This is a genomic window from Mesorhizobium australafricanum (assembly GCF_033977265.1).
GTDB lineage: Bacteria > Pseudomonadota > Alphaproteobacteria > Rhizobiales > Rhizobiaceae > Mesorhizobium > Mesorhizobium australafricanum.
The window spans coordinates 137,858-153,841 of record NZ_JAVIIT010000013.1; the positions used below are offsets into that span (position 1 = coordinate 137,858).

A 15,984-nucleotide genomic window follows, 5' to 3' on the forward strand; every position below is an offset into this window, starting at 1 on the left:
CTCCTTGCAGGGAATTCTTCCGGCGTGCGCTAGGCTACGTCGAGACAAAGGTATTTCAGATCGGTGAAGGCTTCGAGGCCGTGGCGCGAGCCTTCGCGGCCGATGCCGGACTGCTTGACGCCGCCGAACGGGATCGGTGCGCCGGTGATCTTCACCCGGTTGATCGCGACCATGCCGTACTCCAGGGCCCGGCCCATGCGCGCCTGGCGAGCGCCGTTCTCGGTGACGACATAGGCGACGAGGCCATATTCGGTGGCGTTGGCGCGGTCGACGACTTCAGCTTCATCATCGAACGGCGTCACGGCAGCGACCGGACCAAACGTTTCCTCATGCATGATCAGCGCCTCGTCCGGCACATCGATGAGCAACGTCGGCTGGTAGAACAGCGGGCCGGCCGCATGGCGCTTGCCGCCGGTCAGGCAGCGCGCGCCGAGCGCGACGGCGTCGGCGACCTGCTCCTCCACCTTCTTGACCGCTCGCTCATGCATCAGCGGCCCGATCTCCGCGTCCGCGGATAACCCGTTGCCGGTGCGCAGCTGCTCGATGCGACGGGCGAAGTCGGCGCAGAAGCGATCATAGATCGGCCGCTGCACATAGATGCGGTTGGCGGCAAGACAGTCCTGGCCGGAGGTGGCGAATTTGGCATCGAGCGCGATCGCCACCGCCTTGTCGATATCGGCATCGTCGAACACGATCAGCGGCGCGTGGCCGCCGAGCTCCATCACCAGCCGCTTCATCGTCGGCGCGCTCTGCGCGGCAATCAACCGGCCGACTTCAGTCGAGCCGGTGAAGCTCATGGCGCGCACCCGCGCGTCGGCGCACATCGCGCCGACGATGGTGCGCGCGTCGCCGGTGACGACGTTGAAGACGCCGGCCGGCAGTCCGGCGCGCTCGCCGAGCTCAGCCAGCGCCAGTGCCGACAGCGGCGTTTCCGAGGACGGATGCGCCACCACCGTGCAGCCGGCGGCAAGGGCGGCCGCGGCCTTGCGGGTGAGCATGGCGGACGGAAAATTCCACGGCGTGACGACGCCGACAACGCCGAGCGGCTCGCGGCGCACGCTCATCTGAGCATTCGGCAGATGGCTGGTGACGCTTTCGGCATTGAGGCGCTTTGCTTCCTCGGCATACCACTCGACGAAGGACGCGGCGTAGTCGATCTCGCCAAGCGATTCCTTCAGCGGCTTGCCCTGTTCCAGCGTCATCAGCAGCGCCAGGTCGTCCTTGGCCGCGATGATCAGCTCGAACCATTTTCTTAAGGTTTTGGAGTGTTCCTGCGGCAGGGCCGAGCGCCAGGCCGACAGGGCGCGCGCCGCGGCGTTGATTGCCTTCGTCGTCTGGGCGGCATCGAGCGCGGCCACGAAGGCGACGGTGGCCCCGGTCGCCGGATCGGTAACTTCAAAGCTTGCCGCCGCTTCACTCGCTGTCCAGTGGCCGTCGACATAGGCGAGCGCGCGCAACAGCCGGCGATCGGCAAGCCGGTCGAGCGCTTCATGGTGGTTGGTGCGGGCAAAATGCGCGGACATCGGCATCTCCATTCGATGTCGGAGCATGAGCCAGGCCGCGCAAAGAATGAGGCTGTTTCGACCCCTGTCGGTGGAGAGATTCTCTCTATAGGCGCATGGACGTAGACGATCTCTCTAGCTGACCGGCCAGCAGGCGGCGGCGAACCTTGAAAATTGGCCGAGCAGAATTCTGCGCCGTAGCGGCGCCTCAAGGTCGCGGCATGGATCCCGCGTCGCTTCGCTCCTTGCTTCGCCCGTGGATGACGATGGCGTTCATTGCTCCGGCAGCAGACCGGCGACTGGCAGCACGGTCTCGTCCTTGACCGTCTTGGTGACGATGTACGTGAAATAACGGTCGATGCCGATCTCGCGATCGAGCAGGCTGTCGACCAGCCGCTGATAGGCGTCGATGTCGCGGGCCATCACTTTGAGCACGTAGTCGACGCCGCCGCCTACCGACCAGCAGGCGACGATTTCCGGGACATCGCGCACCACCCGCTCGAAACGGTCGAAGTCGGCCTGGCGGTGGTTGGCCAGGGTCACCTCCATCAGCACCGTCGCCACCGGCGCGATGACGCGCATGGCGATCGTGGCGTGGTAGCCGGAGACGATGCCGGCTTTCTCCAGCTTGCGCAGCCGCATCCAGCATGGCGTCGGCGACAGGCCGACCTTCTCGGCCAGCGCCAGCTTGGTGATGCGCCCATCGCGCTGGATGGCGTCGAGAATCCTGAGGTCGATCGGGTCGAGTTTGCCTGCCGCCATGCGGTGTCGCCTTTCGTTGCGGACACCATGACGATGCATTATTTCGATTGTCAATTGCACTGATTTCGATCTCTAATAAGTCATGACATTATGGCAGCCAGATCCTGCTCTCATCCGCCGGCCGGCCTACCTCTCGCTGGCCGACCAGTTCGCGCGCGCCATCCATGACGGGCGGCTGGCCAATGGCGCGCAGTTACCGACCCATCGCCGGCTGGCGGACGATCTCAAACTTTCGGTGCAGACCGTCAGCCGCGCCTACGAGGAATTGATCCGCCGCGGGCTGATTTCCGGCGAGGTCGGCCGTGGCAGCTTCGTGCAGACGCAGCGCCGCGAGCCGGAGCCGCCCTATATTCCGGAACGGCTGGGCGAGGTCATCGACCTCTCGATCCTGAAGCCGGTCTGCGAGCCGATGCATCTGGAGAAATTGAAGCAGGCGCTGGGCTGGCTGGCCGAGAACTTGCCGTCGAGCTCGGCGCTATCGTTCCGGCCGAACATGGTGTTCCCGCGCCACCGCGCGGTCGCGGTCGAATGGCTGAAGCTCTGCGGCCTCGAAGCGTCGCCGCAGAATGTCAGCCTGACCAACGGCGCCACCGCCGGCATGACGGTGGCGCTGATGAGCGTGGCACCGCCCGGCTCGACCGTCGCCACCGAGGCGATCGGCCACCACACGCTGGTGCCGCTTGCGCGTTATCTCGGCTTCAACCTCGAAGGCCTGCCGATCGACGGCAACGGGCTGATCCCCGAAGCGCTCGACGAGGCTTGCCGCCTGTCGGATATCCGCGCCGTCTTCGTCCAGCCGTCGGTGATCAATCCGACTGCGACCTTGATGGATGCCACCCGTCGCGAGCAGATTGCCGCGGTTGCCCGCAAGCACGACATCGCGATCATCGAGAACGACGTGCTTGGACCGCTGGTCGAAGGCCGGCCGGCCGCGGTTGCTGCCTTTGCGCCGGAGCGCACGCTTTACGTCACCTCCTTCACCAAGATCACCGTACCCGGACTGCGCATCGGTTATCTGGCGGTGCCGGATCGCTATGTGGCCGCCGTCGCCAATCGCCATCTCGTCTCAAACTGGATGGCGACGCCGATGGTGGCGGAAATCGCCACCCGCTGGGTGACCGACGGCACCGCAATGGAACTGGTCAACTGGCAGCGCATAGCGTTGAAGCGGCGCCAGGAGATTGCCGCCGAAATGCTGGCGGGCGTCGACTACCGCGTCCACCGCGATGGGCTGCATCTGTGGCTCGAGCTGCCAGGCGACCGCTCGGAGGAAAGTTTTGTCGCACAGGCGCGCCTGCGCGGGGTGGCAATCGCGCCGGGGACCTCGTTTCGTATCGCCGACACGCCCTGGCATCCGGCCGTGCGTATCTCGCTTGGATCGACCACCGAGGGGGAACTGCGCGCCGGCTTGAGCGTTGTCGCCAAGCTGCTGCTCGGCGATCCGGAGCATCTCCTGCTCGCCATCTGATGCCCTAGATTGCCCTGAAATTTGCGCCACGCCGGAAATATTGTCATGATATTATTTTCCTAATTGACATGATTTGACGCGTTCCGCATCGTTAAGGGCAGAAGCTTCTCCAGAACGGGGAAATGGATTGCCCGCGCCCATCATCAAGGTTGATGCGATTTCGAAGAGCTTCGGCGCTTTCAAGGTGCTGGACGGCCTGTCGATGCAAGTCATGCCCGGCGAGAAGCTGGCACTGATCGGTCCCTCCGGCTCCGGCAAGACGACGATCCTGCGTATCCTGATGACGCTGGAGAAGATCGACGGCGGCCACATCCAGGTCGACGGCGAGCAGCTCTACCACATGGAGCGCAACGGCCAGCTGCTGCCGGCCAACGAACGACACCTGGCCAGGATGCGCCAGAAGATCGGCATGGTCTTCCAGCTCTTCAATCTGTTTCCGCACAAATGCGTCATGGACAACGTGACCCTGGCGCCAATGCTGACCAAGGGGGTCGCGCGCGCCGCCGCCGAGAAGCGGGCGATGGAACTGCTCGACATGGTCGGCCTGGCCGACAAGGCCAAGAGCATGCCGGCGCAGCTTTCCGGCGGCCAGAAGCAGCGCGTGGCGATTGCCCGTGCTCTCGCCCTGTCGCCCAAGATCATGCTGTTCGACGAGGTCACCTCGGCGCTCGATCCTGAGCTCGTCGAGGAAGTGCTCAACGTCATGCGCAAGCTCGCCGCCGAGACCGACATGACGATGCTTTTAGTCACTCACGAGATGGGCTTCGCCCACGACTTTGCCGACCGCGTGCTGTTCTTCGACCGCGGCCGGATCGTCGAGGAAGGCAAGCCCGATGAGATTTTCCGCCATCCCAAGCAGGAAAGAACACAGAGCTTCCTGAAGAAGATCATCGCGGCCGGACATCGCGTCTGACCGCAATGCAAGACGACGTAGTCGTCCTCAATGGGCGGCGAAGCCGTCCCGGGCGGCGAACCCGCCCTCGGGCCTGACCGCCCAAACCGAGCGAACCAAAGAAGAGAAACAAGGAGTTGGGAACAATGAAGAAACTTGGCATTCTGGCTGGCGCCGCCGGCCTCGCAGTGAGCGCAATGCTGCTTGCCTCCGGTGCGCGTTCGGCCGACGACGCCAAGCTGGAGCAGCTCAAGGGGCAAGGCTTCGCCCGCGTCGCCATCGCGAACGAGCCGCCCTATACGGCGGTGGCCGCCGACGGCAAGGTCTCGGGCGCGGCGCCGGACGTGGCGCGCGAAATCTTCAAGCGCCTCGGAGTCAACGACATCGTCGCATCCATCTCCGAATATGGCGCCATGATCCCGGGCCTGCAGGCCGGCCGCTTCGACGTCGTCACCGCCGGCCTGTTCATGAAGCCGGAGCGCTGCGCGGCGGTCGCCTACTCCGAGCCGGTGCTGTGCGATGCCGAAGCGATGCTGGTGAAGAAGGGCAATCCGAAGGGCTTCAAGAGCTATGAGGACATCGCCAAGGACACGTCGGCGACCGTCGGCGCGCCGGGCGGCGGCACCGAGGAGAAGCTGGCGCTCAATGCCGGCGTGCCGCGTGATCGCGTCATCGTCGTGCCGGATGGCCAGAGCGGCCTGAAGATGGTGCAAGACGGCCGCATCGACGCCTATTCGCTGCCGGTCCTGTCGATCAACGACCTGATGAAGAAGGCCAATGACCCGAACCTCGAAGTGATCGCGCCGGTGCAGGGCGCGCCGGTCTATTGCGATGTCGCGGCCTTCAAGAAAGGCGACGAGGCGCTGCGCGATGCCTATGACGTCGAGCTCGCCAAGATGAAGAAGTCCGGCGAGTTCGCCAAGATCATCGAGCCCTACGGCTTCTCCGCCAAGGCGGCGATGTCGACGACGCGCGAGAAGCTCTGCGCGGCCAAGTAAGGCGCGGCTTTTCCTTCTCCCCGTTCACGGGGAGAAGGTGGCCCAAAGGGCCGGATGAGGGGCAGCGCCAAGTTTTGCAAAGCTGGCTCCGCCCCTCATCTGCCTGCCCGTCCTCCGCAGCAGCTGCGCTGCAGCTACGGAGGATAAACCGGCAACTTCTCCCCGTTGAACGGGGAGAAGGAACTAAACCGCAAACGTTGGAACCCAATGACCCAGTGGTCCGGCTATCTCGGCCTGATATTGCAGGGAGCGCTTGTCACCATCGAGCTGACGCTGATGGGGTCGGTGCTCGCGCTGATCATGGCCTTCCTTGCCGGCATGGGGCGACTGTCGCGCTTCTTCATCGTACGGTCGCTGGCCACGGTCTACATCGAATTCTTCCGCGGCACGTCGATCTTTGTCCAATTGTTCTGGGCCTATTTCGTGCTGCCCTTCGCCGGCCTGTCGCTGACACCATTGCAGGCTGGCGTGCTGGCGTTGGGCTTGAATGTCGGCGCCTACGCGGCGGAAGTCGTGCGCGGCGCCATCCTGTCGGTCGGCCGCGAGCAATACGAAGCCTGCACGGCGCTCAATCTCGGCCGTTGGCAAGGCATGCGCCACGTCATCCTACCGCAGGCGCTGCTCGTCATGCTGCCGACCTTCGGCAACAACGCCATCGAGCTGCTCAAGGCGACGTCGGTCGTTTCGCTGATCTCGCTCGCCGACCTCACCTTCCAGGCGCAGGTGGTGCGCTCGCAGACGGGCAGCACGCTGATGCCCTTCGTCTCCGTGCTGGTGATCTATTTCGCGCTCGCGTTGACCATTTCGTGGGGCGTGCGCACGCTGGAGCGCCGCATGGCGCGCGGCCTCGACGGAGTGCGTGTCTGATGGGTTGGGCCAAGTAATGGATTGGGATTGGAACTTCGTCCGGGAGATCATGCCGACCCTGCTCCAGGGCGTGAAGATCACCATCCTGGCGACAATGCTCGGCTCGGTGATGGCGGCGATCGTGGGACTGGCCATCGCATTGGCGCGGCGCTCGGAGAATCGGCTCGTGTCGCGCAGCGTCGGCTGGTTCGCCGAATTCATTCGCGGCACGCCGCTTCTGGTGCAGCTCTATTTCATCTTCTACGTACTACCCGACATCGGCATCCTGTTGCCGCCGCTAGTGGCGGGCGTCATCGGGCTTGGCATGCACTACGGCACCTACACGGCCGAGGTCTACCGCGCCGGCATCGATAACGTGCCGCGCGGCCAGTGGGAGGCGGCCAAGGCGTGCAATCTGAGCGGCCACCATACCTGGACGCACATCATCCTGCCGCAGGCGATACCGCCGATGATCCCGGCTTTGGCCAACTACTTCATCGCCATGTTCAAGGAGACGCCGCTGCTCTCGGCGATCACCGTGCTGGAGCTGATGAACCAGGCCAAGAGCGTCGCCAACACCTACTACCGCTACATCGAGCCGATGACGCTGGTTGGCGCCTTCTTCCTCGTCATCAGCCTCTGCTCCGTCGTGCTGTTGCGCTGGCTGGAGCACCGTTACGGCAGGATCGAAAGATGAAAGTCATGAAAGCATTGCCCGAGATCCGCCTCGAAACGGCGCGCTTGACACTTGACGCGCGTCCGCTGGAAAAACGCGTTGGGCTGATCGCTCTGGCGACCGACCATACCAGCGAGATAGACTTCCGCCGCATGGTGGCGAGCGAGCGGATCGGCGTCTATGTCGCGCGCATCCCCTACGCCAATCCGACGACGCCGGAAAACCTGCGCAAGATGCAGCCGTCGCTTTCGGCGGGCGCGGCGCTGATCCTGCCAGACGAGCCGCTCGACGCCGTCTGCTATTCCTGCACGTCTGCTTCGGTGGTGATCGGCGACGCCGAGATCGAAGCTGCGATCCAGGCGGCCAAGCCCGGCGTGCCAGTGGTCACCCCGCCAATGGCCGGTATGCGCGGCCTGAATGCCTTCGGCGTCAAGCGCATCAGCATTCTCACCCCCTATACCGTCGAGACCAGCCGCCCGATGGCCGCCTATTTCGCGGCGCATGGCTTCGACATCCGGAGCTTCACCTGCCTCGGCTTCGAGGACGACCGCGAGATGGCGCGCATCACGCCGGCGTCCCTTGTCGAGATGGCGCGCAAGGTCACGCATCCACAGGCCGATGCGCTGTTCGTCTCGTGCACGGCACTGCGCGCCGCGCTCGCGGTTCCCGGCATGGAAGAGGCGATCGGGCGCCCGGTCGTCACCAGCAACCAGGCCAGCGCCTGGAATTGCCTGCGGCTCTGCGGCGACGACACATCGCGGCCAGAGTTCGGCCGGCTGATGACGAAGCCGCTGGCTGCGTGATCGAAATGCCCGCGAACGAAATACCAGTCACGCTTCAGCATATCCGGGCCGCGCGCGAACGCATTGCCGGCAAGGTCGAGCGGACACCCGCTGTGGTGTCGCAAAGCCTCTCTGATCGTGCCGGCCATCCCGTCCACCTCAAGCTGGAACATCACCAGGCCACCGGCGCGTTCAAGCTGCGCGGCGCTTCCAACGCCGTCGCGACGTTGAGCCCGCAGGAGAAAGCGCGCGGCGTCGTCGCCGCCTCGACCGGCAATCACGGCCGTGCGCTGGCACATGCGGCCAAGCTCGAAGGTATACGCGCGGTGATCTGCATGTCGAAGCTGGTGCCGCAAAACAAGCTCGACGCCATCCGCCGCCTCGGCGCGGATGTCCGCATTGTCGGCAACAGCCAGGACGACGCCCAGCAGGAAGTCGACAGGCTGGTGGCGGAAGAAGGGCTGGTCATGCTGCCGCCCTTCGACCACCCCGACATCATCGCCGGGCAAGGCACGCTCGGACTTGAGATCATGGAGCAGGTTCCGGATGCCTCGGCAGTGCTGGTGCCGCTCTCCGGCGGCGGGCTGGCGTCCGGTGTGGCGGCAGCGGTCAAAGGCGTGAGCCCAAGCACGAAAGTCATCGGCATCTCGATGGCGCGCGGTGCCGCGATGAAAGCCAGCCTCGATGCGGGTCGGCCCGTGCAGGTCGAGGAACTGCCGACGCTGGCGGACTCGCTCGGCGGCGGCATCGGCCTCGACAACCGGCTGACCTTTGCCATGTGCCGGTGCCTGCTCGACGACGTCATCCTGCTTTCCGAGGATGAGATCGCCGCCGGCATCCGCCATGCCTATGAGCGGGAGCGCGAGATCGTCGAAGGCGCCGGCGCCGTCGGCATCGGCGCGCTGCTTGCCGGCAAGGTCAAGGCGAACGGACCGATGGTGGCCATCCTGTCTGGCCGCAACATAGACATGGAGTTGCACCGTCGCATCGTCTGCGGCGATGCCGCACAGACGGAGCGCGTCGCATGAGCCGCATGACCATCCTCACCGAAGCGGAACTGCGCAGGATCGTGACGCTCGATCTGGACGCCGTCGCCTGCATCGAGAACGCTTTTCGCGCTTTGGCCACGCTGCCGGTGGCGATGCCGCCGATTCTGCGGCTCGACATTCCCGAGCATCGCGGCGAGGTCGACGTGAAATCCGCCTATGTGCCCGGCATCGACGGTTTCGCCGTCAAGATAAGCTCCGGCTTCTTCGACAATCCGAAACTCGGCCTGCCGAGCGGCGGCGGCATGATGGTGCTGCTTTCGGCAAAAACCGGCGTGGTCGAAGCGCTGCTGCTCGACAATGGCTATCTGACCGATATCCGCACTGCCGCCGCCGGCGCGGTCGCGGCCAGGCATTTGTCGCGCGAAGACTCCACCGTAGCGGCGATCTTCGGTGCCGGTTTGCAGGCGGGCCTGCAATTGGAAGCCCTGCGCCTGGTCAGGCCGATCGCGGAGGCGCGCATCTGGGCGCGCGATGCCGCCAAGGCCGAGGCAACCGCCGCGCGTCTGCGCGAGAAGCTGGGCATCATGGTGCGAGCCGAGCCGGATGCGGCGAACGCGGCAGCCGGCGCCGACATCATCGTCACCACGACGCCCTCGACCGAGCCGCTGATCAAGCCTGGCTTCGTCTCCGCCGGCCAGCATATCACCGCCATGGGCTCGGATGCCGAGCACAAGAACGAGATCGCGCCGGCGATCCTGCGCATGGCCGACCTCTATGTCGCCGACAGCGCGAAGCAGACGCGGCGCCTCGGCGAACTCCACCACGCCATCGAAGCGGCGGTCTTTGCCGCCGACGCGGAGGTCACCGAACTCGGCCAGATCATTGCCGGCGACAGGCACGGCCGGCGCACGGCAAGCGACATCACCATCGCCGACCTCACCGGCACCGGCGTGCAGGACACCGCGATCGCCACTTTAGCCCGCGACCGTGCCCGAGCAGCCGATGCCGGAACCGTCTTTGAAAGCTGATGCTGGCCAGAGCGTGATTGGAAAAAGTGGGAACCGGTTTTCCGAAAGGATCACGCTCAAACAAGAAACAGACGACGAGCCGGATTCAACGACGCTGAAACAGGCTCTTGGCCCAACAAACGAGGACAACAAAATGCAGCCAAACCTGAAATTCTCGCGAAGCGAATTTGCCGATCGCCTCGCCAAGACGCGCAAAGCCATGGAGGTCAAGGGCGTCGATCTTCTGATCGTCAGCGATCCTTCCAACATGGCCTGGCTGACGGGCTATGACGGCTGGTCCTTCTATGTGCATCAGGCGGTCATCGTGCCGCCTTCGGGCGAGCCGGTCTGGTATGGCCGCGGGCAAGACGCCAACGGGGCCAAGCGCACGGCCTATCTCGCGCATGACAACATCGTCGGCTACGCCGACAACTACGTACAGTCGACCGAACGGCACCCGATGGACTACCTTGCCGGCGTGCTTGCCGAGCGCGGCTGGGACAAGCTCACCATCGGCGTCGAGATGGACAATTACTGGTTCTCGGCCGCTGCTTTCGCCGCGCTGCAGAAGCACCTGCCCAACGCCCGTTTCACCGACGCCACCGCGCTGGTGAACTGGCAGCGCGCGGTGAAGAGCCCAACCGAAATCGAATATATGCGCAACGCCGCCCGCATCGTCGAGGCGATGCACCAGCGCATCGTCGACAAGATCGAGGTCGGTATGCGCAAATGCGATCTGGTCGCCGAGATCTACGATGCAGGCACGCGCGGCGTCGCCGGTATAGGCGGCGATTATCCAGCGATCGTGCCGCTGCTGCCGTCGGGAGCGGATGCCTCGGCGCCGCATCTCACCTGGGACGACAAGCCGATGAAGGTGAACGAAGGCACGTTCTTCGAGATCGCCGGCTGCTACAACCGCTATCATTGCCCGCTGTCGCGCACCGTCTTCCTCGGCAAACCGACGCAGGCCTTCCTCGACGCCGAGAAGGCGACGCTGGAAGGCATGGAGGCAGGCCTTGCTGCCGCAAAGCCAGGCAACACATGCGAGGACATCGCCAACGCCTTCTTCGCCGTCCTGAAGAAATACGGTATCGTCAAGGACAACCGCACCGGCTACCCGATCGGCATTTCCTATCCGCCGGACTGGGGCGAGCGCACGATGAGCCTGCGCCCCGGCGACCGCACCGAGCTCAAGCCCGGCATGACCTTCCATTTCATGACCGGACTGTGGCTGGAGACGATGGGGCTGGAGATCACCGAGTCCATCCTGATCACCGACACCGGCGTCGAGTGCCTCGCCAATGTGCCGCGCAAGCTGTTCGTGAAGGACTGAGGCCGATGTCAGCTTTGCGTCCGTCGCCGATCGCGCCGACCGTCGACTTCGAGCGCGACGGCGTCCAGCACGGCTTCCTGCGCCTGCCTTACAGCCGCGACGATTCCGCCTGGGGCTCGGTGATGATCCCGGTCTGCGTCGTGCGCAACGGCAAGGGGTCGACGGCGCTGCTCACCGGCGGCAATCACGGCGACGAGTATGAAGGACCATTGGCGCTCTACGAGCTCGCCCGCACGCTCGATCCGAAAAACGTCTCCGGCACGGTCATCATCGTGCCGGCGATGAACTATCCAGCCTTCCGCGCCGGCACGCGCACCTCGCCGATCGACATGGGCAACATGAACCGCTCCTTCCCCGGCCGACCGGACGGCACGGTGACACAGAAGATCGCCGACTATTTCCAGCGCGAATTGCTGCCGCGAGCGGATATCGTCTTCGACTTCCATTCCGGCGGCAAGACGCTGGACTTCGTGCCCTTCTGCGCGGCGCATACGCTGCCCGACAAGGCGCGGGAGAAAAAAGCCTTCGACGCGGTCGAGGCATTCTCGGCGCCGTTCTCGATGCGCATGACCGAGATCGACGCGGTCGGCATGTATGACACCGCGGCCGAGGAGATGGGCAAAGTGTTTGTCACCACCGAGCTCGGCGGCGGCGGAACTTCGCGCGCCGAAACGGTGCGGATTGCGCGGCGCGGCATCCTCAACGTGCTTCGTCATGCCGGCATGGTCGATGGTGCGGTCGAGAAGAGCAGAACCCAGTGGCTGGACATGCCGTCGGGCGACTGCTTCGCCTTCGCCGAGGATGACGGCATGATCGAGACCATGGTCGATCTCGGCGAGCCTGTGGAAGACGGCCAGGTGGTGGCGCGCATCCATCCGGTCGGGCGTACCGGCCCGGCGCCGCAGGAGATCAAGGCCAGGATGTCGGGGCTGCTCGCCGCGCGTCACTTTCCAGGCCTGGTCAAGGCGGGGGATTGCGTCTCGGTGCTGGCCGTGGCCGTCCGGTAGTCAAACCCGGCGCACCTGCCTACTGCACGACGCGCTTCTCGAGCTTGCGGGCAAGCGTGCGCCGGTGCAGGCCGAGCCGGCGCGCGGTTTCGGAGATGTTGAAGCCGGTCTCGACCAGCGTTTCGTGGATGCGCTCCCATTCGAGGTTCTTGATCGAGGTGGGGCGGCCGGTGAGCGGCACCGAAACGTCGCCCTCGGCGCGGCCGAAGGCGGCTTCGATGTCGTCGGTGTTGGCGGGCTTGGCCAGATAGTGGCAGGCGCCGAGCTTGATCGCCTCGACCGCCGTGGCGATGCTGGCAAATCCCGTCAATACGACGATCCGCATCGACGGATTGCGGGCCCCCAGCAGCTTGACGCATTCGAGCCCCGATCCCGCTCCGAGCTTGAGATCGACGACGGCGTATGCCGGAACGGCCGTTTCCAGGGCGACCAGCAGCGCGTCGCGGTCATGGCAGACCACGACGTCGTAGTCGCGCTTTTCAAACGAGCGTTTGAGCGTGCGCGCGAAAGTCGCGTCGTCCTCGACGACGAACAAGGATCGATCAGGCTTCACGATCGCCTCCATCGGTCAGCGCCGCCAGCGGCAGCGAAAGGGTAACGCAGGCGCCCTCGGCCATGTTGCGCGCCGAAACGTCGCCGCCGAGCTTGCGCACCACATTGAACACCAGGAAGAGGCCCAGGCCGCCGCCAGGCCGCCCCTTGCTCGACATATAGGGCTGGCCGAGCGCGGCCAGAATATCCTTGTCGAAACCGGGTCCGCGATCCTGGACGGTCAACACCAGCTTCTCATCCTGCCGCTCGGCAGTGATGCCGACCCAATCGTGCGATGCTTCCTGCGCATTGTCGAGCACATTGAAGATCACCTGCTTCAGCGCGGTATCGGACACGATCTGCTCGTCCGGCTCGAAACCGTTGCTGTAGTCCAGTTTGAAAGGCTGGCGAATGCCACGCCACTCCTGGACGAGATCGTCGAGGAAGTGACGGATCGTGGTGCGGATCGTGCCCTCGCCCCGCGCCTGGCCGGAGGACATGAGAATGCCGGTCACGATGCTCTTGCAGCGCTCGATCTGCGCCTGCATTTCAGCCACGTCCTCGGAAAGCTCGCGGTTGCGCTTGACGCCGCGCATCTGGCGCCAGTCGGACAGGATGACCGAGATGGTCGAGAGCGGCGTGCCCAGCTCATGCGCAGCGCCGGAGGCCAGCAGGCCCATGCGCACAATGTGGTCCTCCTCGGCCGACCGCTGACGCAGATCGGCGAGATAGGCATCGCGTTCGCGCAGGTTGCGGTTGATGCGCGTCATGAAGATCACGATCAGGCCGGCCGCCAGCACGAAGCAGATGAACATGCCGCGCAGATGCAAGGCCAGAAGATCGCTGCCACCGTGATGCGGGAGCGCGATCGGCTGGAAAACGAAGATGAGGAAGACGAAGCAGGCCGAGGCAGCCACCACGAGGATCCAGGTCGACCATGGCGCCAGCAGCGCGGCGCCCAGCGTGATCTGCAGCAGATAGAGCGACACGAACGGGTTCGAGGCGCCGCCGCTCAAGTAGAGCTGCGTGGTCAGCGCCGCCATGTCGAAGATCAGCGCGACGAACAGCTGCGCGTTGGAGATGCGGCGATTGCCGCGCAAGGCCAGCAGGCTGAAGATGTTCAGCCCGACGAGGAACAGCACCACACCGGCCATCTCGGTCAAGGGTAACGGGATGGCGAACCAGTATTGCGTCACCAGGATGGTCAGCACCTGCCCCGCCACCGCCAGCCAGCGAAGTTGGATGAGCAGGAGCAGGTTCTTCCTGTTCGTCACGTCGGAATTCGAGGCGGTGCCTCCGACGCCGGGAGGAGAAGCCGTCAGGAACGACTTGTCGTGATGAAACCGCGCGATCGGGATGTTCATCTTGCGGCGCCCTGCTGCCGCCGGCCGGCGAGGATTGGGCCGCCGAGAGCGATTGCCAGCATCACTGCCAGGGCAAACCAGGTCAAAGCATAGACAAGGTGGCTGTTGCGGAAGTTGACGACGGTCAGCCCGCCACGCGGCCAGCTATCCGCGCCGGACGCTTCGGCGTCGATGAAATAGGGCGCGACATCCGTTAGCCCGCGCGCCCTTGCGATCGCATCGACGTCGCGCGAATACCAGCGATTGGCCGCTGGGTCGTTGCTGCGCAGGAAGCCGCCGCCGGGCTCGCTGATGCGCAGCAGCCCGTCAACCGTCGACGGTGCGGTGAACCCGCCATTCTCGCGCTCGAACTCCGCCTTGCGCTCCTGCGGAACGAAGCCACGGTTGACGAGCACAGTGAAACCGCTGTCGCTGCGCATCGGCGTCAGCACCCAATAGCCGCCGCCGAGCTCGGTCACCGCTTGCACCAGCGTGTTGGCGCCAGCTTGAAAGCGACCGGTCAGGCGCACATGGCGATATTCATACTCAGGCGCGCTGAAGCCGCTCCAGCTTTGGGAGCCGGGCGCATCGACGACGGGAGCATGGATGCGCTGGTCGACGCGGGCAATCAGGTCGAGCTTCCAGATCCGCCTTTCCAGCTGCCAGATGCCGAGGCCGACAAACACCAGAACGCCAAGAAGGCCAAGCAGGACAAGGAACAGTCGCGACGTTGAGCCCTTCGACGGCGCGGCGTGGGAGCCAATATCTGCCCGGCCGATCATGTCTTTTGCCTCGAAATTGGCCCGCCCCACGCCCGACACTCTCACGCCCGACACAAGGCTCATGGCATCTGTCGCATCTCGTGGAGCCCCGGCATCATGTTGGCGTTGAGATGGTACATCACCCAGAGCGAGCCGCTCAGCACGATGACGACGAGGATCACCGTGAAGATGAGCGCCAGCATCGACCATCCGCCCTCCGAGGCGGGGTTCATGTGCAGGAAGAAGACCATGTGCACCACGATCTGCACCGCCGCGAAGGCCATGACGATGACGGCCGTGGCCTGCTTGTTGTCGATGGCGCCGGTCATGACCATCCAGAACGGAATGGCGGTCAGGATTACCGACAGGACGAAGCCGATCAGGTAGCCCTTCAACGACCCGTGCGCGGCGCCGCCATGCGTATGGCCGTGATCGGCATGATCATGAGCGCTCATCGCAGCATCCCCATCAGATAGACGAAGGTGAAGACGCCGATCCAGACGACGTCGAGGAAATGCCAGAACATCGAGAGGCACATCAGCCGGCGGCGGTTGGCCTCGATAAGCCCGTGTCTCGCGACCTGCACCATCAGCGTCACCATCCAGACGATGCCGAAGGTGACGTGCAGGCCGTGCGTGCCGACCAGCGTGAAGAAGGACGACAGGAAGGCGCTGCGTTGCGGCGTCGCGCCCTCATGGATCATGTGCGCGAATTCGTAGAGCTCGATGGACAGGAACCCGAGGCCGAACAGCATGGTCACAACGAGCCAGCCTTGCGTTGCCGCGACGCGGCCCTTGTCCGTGGTCAGCATGGCAAAGCCGTAGGTGATCGAGGAGAGTAGCAGCAGGGTGGTGTTGACCGCCACCAGGCCGAGATCGAACAGATCCTTCGGCGCCGGACCCGCGGCGTAATTGCCGCCGAGCACGCCATAGGCGGCGAACAGCATGGCGAAGATCAGGCAGTCGCTCATCAGATAGAGCCAGAAGCCGAGCATGGTGCTGCCGCCTTCGGCGTGCGCGTGCTCTTCTTCCAGGTGGAAGACCGGCTTGGCGCCGGCCGTGATTGCCGTCGATGCCATGCTCAAACC

The 15,984-nt window shown here is 64.7% G+C and carries 17 protein-coding genes; 10 read left to right on the plus strand and 7 right to left on the minus strand.

Annotated elements, in window-relative coordinates; translation table 11 throughout:
- Positions 1 to 29: 29 nt before the first annotated feature.
- Both RFM98_RS23140 and RFM98_RS23145 read right to left on the minus strand, forming a co-directional pair.
- A complete protein-coding gene (locus RFM98_RS23140; RefSeq protein ID WP_320310999.1) occupies positions 30 to 1,523 on the minus strand; it encodes an NAD-dependent succinate-semialdehyde dehydrogenase in 1,494 nt (497 codons plus the stop codon).
- A 252-nt stretch (positions 1,524 to 1,775) separates the two neighbouring features.
- Positions 1,776 to 2,264, minus strand: a complete 489-nt coding sequence (locus RFM98_RS23145) for an Lrp/AsnC family transcriptional regulator (protein ID WP_320311000.1) — start codon at positions 2,262 to 2,264, stop codon at positions 1,776 to 1,778.
- Between the two features lie 82 nt (positions 2,265 to 2,346).
- Here RFM98_RS23145 and ehuR point away from each other — a divergent pair, with 82 nt between their 5' ends.
- The 10 genes from ehuR to doeB all read left to right on the plus strand — a co-directional run bounded on the left by ehuR (position 2,347) and on the right by doeB (position 12,262).
- Positions 2,347 to 3,732 carry a MocR-like ectoine utilization transcription factor EhuR gene (gene ehuR / locus RFM98_RS23150; RefSeq protein ID WP_320311001.1) on the plus strand — a complete coding sequence of 462 codons (1,386 nt, stop codon included), beginning with the start codon at positions 2,347 to 2,349 and terminating at the stop codon, positions 3,730 to 3,732.
- A gap of 127 nt (positions 3,733 to 3,859) precedes the next feature.
- Positions 3,860 to 4,645 (plus strand): ectoine/hydroxyectoine ABC transporter ATP-binding protein EhuA, encoded by a 786-nt coding sequence (gene ehuA / locus RFM98_RS23155; RefSeq protein WP_320216093.1) that lies wholly within the window; start codon positions 3,860 to 3,862, stop codon positions 4,643 to 4,645.
- Between the two features lie 125 nt (positions 4,646 to 4,770).
- Positions 4,771 to 5,622 carry an ectoine/hydroxyectoine ABC transporter substrate-binding protein EhuB gene (gene ehuB / locus RFM98_RS23160; protein ID WP_320311002.1) on the plus strand — a complete coding sequence of 284 codons (852 nt, stop codon included), beginning with the start codon at positions 4,771 to 4,773 and terminating at the stop codon, positions 5,620 to 5,622.
- A 207-nt stretch (positions 5,623 to 5,829) separates the two neighbouring features.
- The gene (gene ehuC, locus RFM98_RS23165) at positions 5,830 to 6,489 is read left to right on the plus strand and encodes an ectoine/hydroxyectoine ABC transporter permease subunit EhuC (RefSeq protein ID WP_320311003.1); all 660 of its coding nucleotides are present in this window, start codon (positions 5,830 to 5,832) and stop codon (positions 6,487 to 6,489) included.
- A gap of 16 nt (positions 6,490 to 6,505) precedes the next feature.
- Positions 6,506 to 7,165, plus strand: coding sequence for an ectoine/hydroxyectoine ABC transporter permease subunit EhuD (gene ehuD, locus RFM98_RS23170; RefSeq protein WP_320311004.1), 660 nt, complete (start codon positions 6,506 to 6,508; stop codon positions 7,163 to 7,165).
- Between the two features lie 5 nt (positions 7,166 to 7,170).
- Positions 7,171 to 7,947: an ectoine utilization protein EutA gene (gene eutA, locus RFM98_RS23175; protein ID WP_320311040.1), complete on the plus strand. Its 777-nt coding sequence runs from the start codon at positions 7,171 to 7,173 to the stop codon at positions 7,945 to 7,947.
- Positions 7,948 to 7,952: 5 nt separating this feature from the next.
- The gene (gene eutB, locus RFM98_RS23180; RefSeq protein ID WP_320311005.1) at positions 7,953 to 8,954 is read left to right on the plus strand and encodes a hydroxyectoine utilization dehydratase EutB; all 1,002 of its coding nucleotides are present in this window, start codon (positions 7,953 to 7,955) and stop codon (positions 8,952 to 8,954) included.
- A complete protein-coding gene (locus RFM98_RS23185; protein ID WP_320311006.1) occupies positions 8,951 to 9,943 on the plus strand; it encodes a cyclodeaminase in 993 nt (330 codons plus the stop codon). The genes eutB and RFM98_RS23185 overlap by 4 nt, the downstream gene beginning before the upstream one ends.
- Before the next feature lie 133 nt (positions 9,944 to 10,076).
- Positions 10,077 to 11,255, plus strand: coding sequence for an ectoine hydrolase DoeA (gene doeA, locus RFM98_RS23190; protein WP_320311007.1), 1,179 nt, complete (start codon positions 10,077 to 10,079; stop codon positions 11,253 to 11,255).
- 5 nt (positions 11,256 to 11,260) lie between these two features.
- On the plus strand, positions 11,261 to 12,262 hold the full coding sequence (gene doeB, locus RFM98_RS23195) for a N(2)-acetyl-L-2,4-diaminobutanoate deacetylase DoeB (RefSeq protein ID WP_320311008.1): 1,002 nt from the start codon (positions 11,261 to 11,263) through the stop codon (positions 12,260 to 12,262).
- 19 nt (positions 12,263 to 12,281) lie between these two features.
- Here doeB and RFM98_RS23200 read toward each other — a convergent pair whose 3' ends face one another.
- Genes RFM98_RS23200 through cyoC form a run of 5 tightly spaced genes read right to left on the minus strand, consistent with a single transcriptional unit; the run spans position 12,282 to position 15,975 of the window.
- A complete protein-coding gene (locus RFM98_RS23200; protein WP_320311009.1) occupies positions 12,282 to 12,815 on the minus strand; it encodes a response regulator transcription factor in 534 nt (177 codons plus the stop codon).
- A complete protein-coding gene (locus RFM98_RS23205; RefSeq protein WP_320311010.1) occupies positions 12,805 to 14,157 on the minus strand; it encodes an ATP-binding protein in 1,353 nt (450 codons plus the stop codon). Before RFM98_RS23205 ends, RFM98_RS23200 begins: the two co-directional genes overlap by 11 nt.
- Positions 14,154 to 14,918: an SURF1 family protein gene (locus tag RFM98_RS23210; RefSeq protein ID WP_320311041.1), complete on the minus strand. Its 765-nt coding sequence runs from the start codon at positions 14,916 to 14,918 to the stop codon at positions 14,154 to 14,156. The genes RFM98_RS23205 and RFM98_RS23210 overlap by 4 nt, the downstream gene beginning before the upstream one ends.
- Before the next feature lie 59 nt (positions 14,919 to 14,977).
- Positions 14,978 to 15,352: a cytochrome o ubiquinol oxidase subunit IV gene (gene cyoD, locus RFM98_RS23215; RefSeq protein WP_320311011.1), complete on the minus strand. Its 375-nt coding sequence runs from the start codon at positions 15,350 to 15,352 to the stop codon at positions 14,978 to 14,980.
- Positions 15,349 to 15,975 carry a cytochrome o ubiquinol oxidase subunit III gene (gene cyoC / locus RFM98_RS23220; RefSeq protein ID WP_320311012.1) on the minus strand — a complete coding sequence of 209 codons (627 nt, stop codon included), beginning with the start codon at positions 15,973 to 15,975 and terminating at the stop codon, positions 15,349 to 15,351. Before cyoC ends, cyoD begins: the two co-directional genes overlap by 4 nt.
- Positions 15,976 to 15,984: the final 9 nt, after the last annotated feature.

Bases quoted from the DNA above. Each gene is read 5' to 3' on its own strand.
- doeB (WP_320311008.1), top strand. From the start codon at position 11,261: ATGTCAGCTTTGCGTCCGTCGCCGATCGCGCCGACCGTCGACTTCGAG.
- ehuD (WP_320311004.1), top strand. From the start codon at position 6,506: ATGGATTGGGATTGGAACTTCGTCCGGGAGATCATGCCGACCCTGCTC.
- RFM98_RS23140 (WP_320310999.1), bottom strand. From the start codon at position 1,523: ATGTCCGCGCATTTTGCCCGCACCAACCACCATGAAGCGCTCGACCGG.
- cyoD (WP_320311011.1), bottom strand. From the start codon at position 15,352: ATGAGCGCTCATGATCATGCCGATCACGGCCATACGCATGGCGGCGCC.
- RFM98_RS23210 (WP_320311041.1), bottom strand. From the start codon at position 14,918: ATGATCGGCCGGGCAGATATTGGCTCCCACGCCGCGCCGTCGAAGGGC.
- ehuC (WP_320311003.1), top strand. From the start codon at position 5,830: ATGACCCAGTGGTCCGGCTATCTCGGCCTGATATTGCAGGGAGCGCTT.
- RFM98_RS23205 (WP_320311010.1), bottom strand. From the start codon at position 14,157: ATGAACATCCCGATCGCGCGGTTTCATCACGACAAGTCGTTCCTGACG.
- ehuR (WP_320311001.1), top strand. From the start codon at position 2,347: ATGACATTATGGCAGCCAGATCCTGCTCTCATCCGCCGGCCGGCCTAC.
- RFM98_RS23145 (WP_320311000.1), bottom strand. From the start codon at position 2,264: ATGGCGGCAGGCAAACTCGACCCGATCGACCTCAGGATTCTCGACGCC.
- eutA (WP_320311040.1), top strand. From the start codon at position 7,171: ATGAAAGCATTGCCCGAGATCCGCCTCGAAACGGCGCGCTTGACACTT.
- eutB (WP_320311005.1), top strand. From the start codon at position 7,953: ATGCCCGCGAACGAAATACCAGTCACGCTTCAGCATATCCGGGCCGCG.
- ehuB (WP_320311002.1), top strand. From the start codon at position 4,771: ATGAAGAAACTTGGCATTCTGGCTGGCGCCGCCGGCCTCGCAGTGAGC.
- doeA (WP_320311007.1), top strand. From the start codon at position 10,077: ATGCAGCCAAACCTGAAATTCTCGCGAAGCGAATTTGCCGATCGCCTC.
- RFM98_RS23185 (WP_320311006.1), top strand. From the start codon at position 8,951: ATGAGCCGCATGACCATCCTCACCGAAGCGGAACTGCGCAGGATCGTG.
- cyoC (WP_320311012.1), bottom strand. From the start codon at position 15,975: ATGGCATCGACGGCAATCACGGCCGGCGCCAAGCCGGTCTTCCACCTG.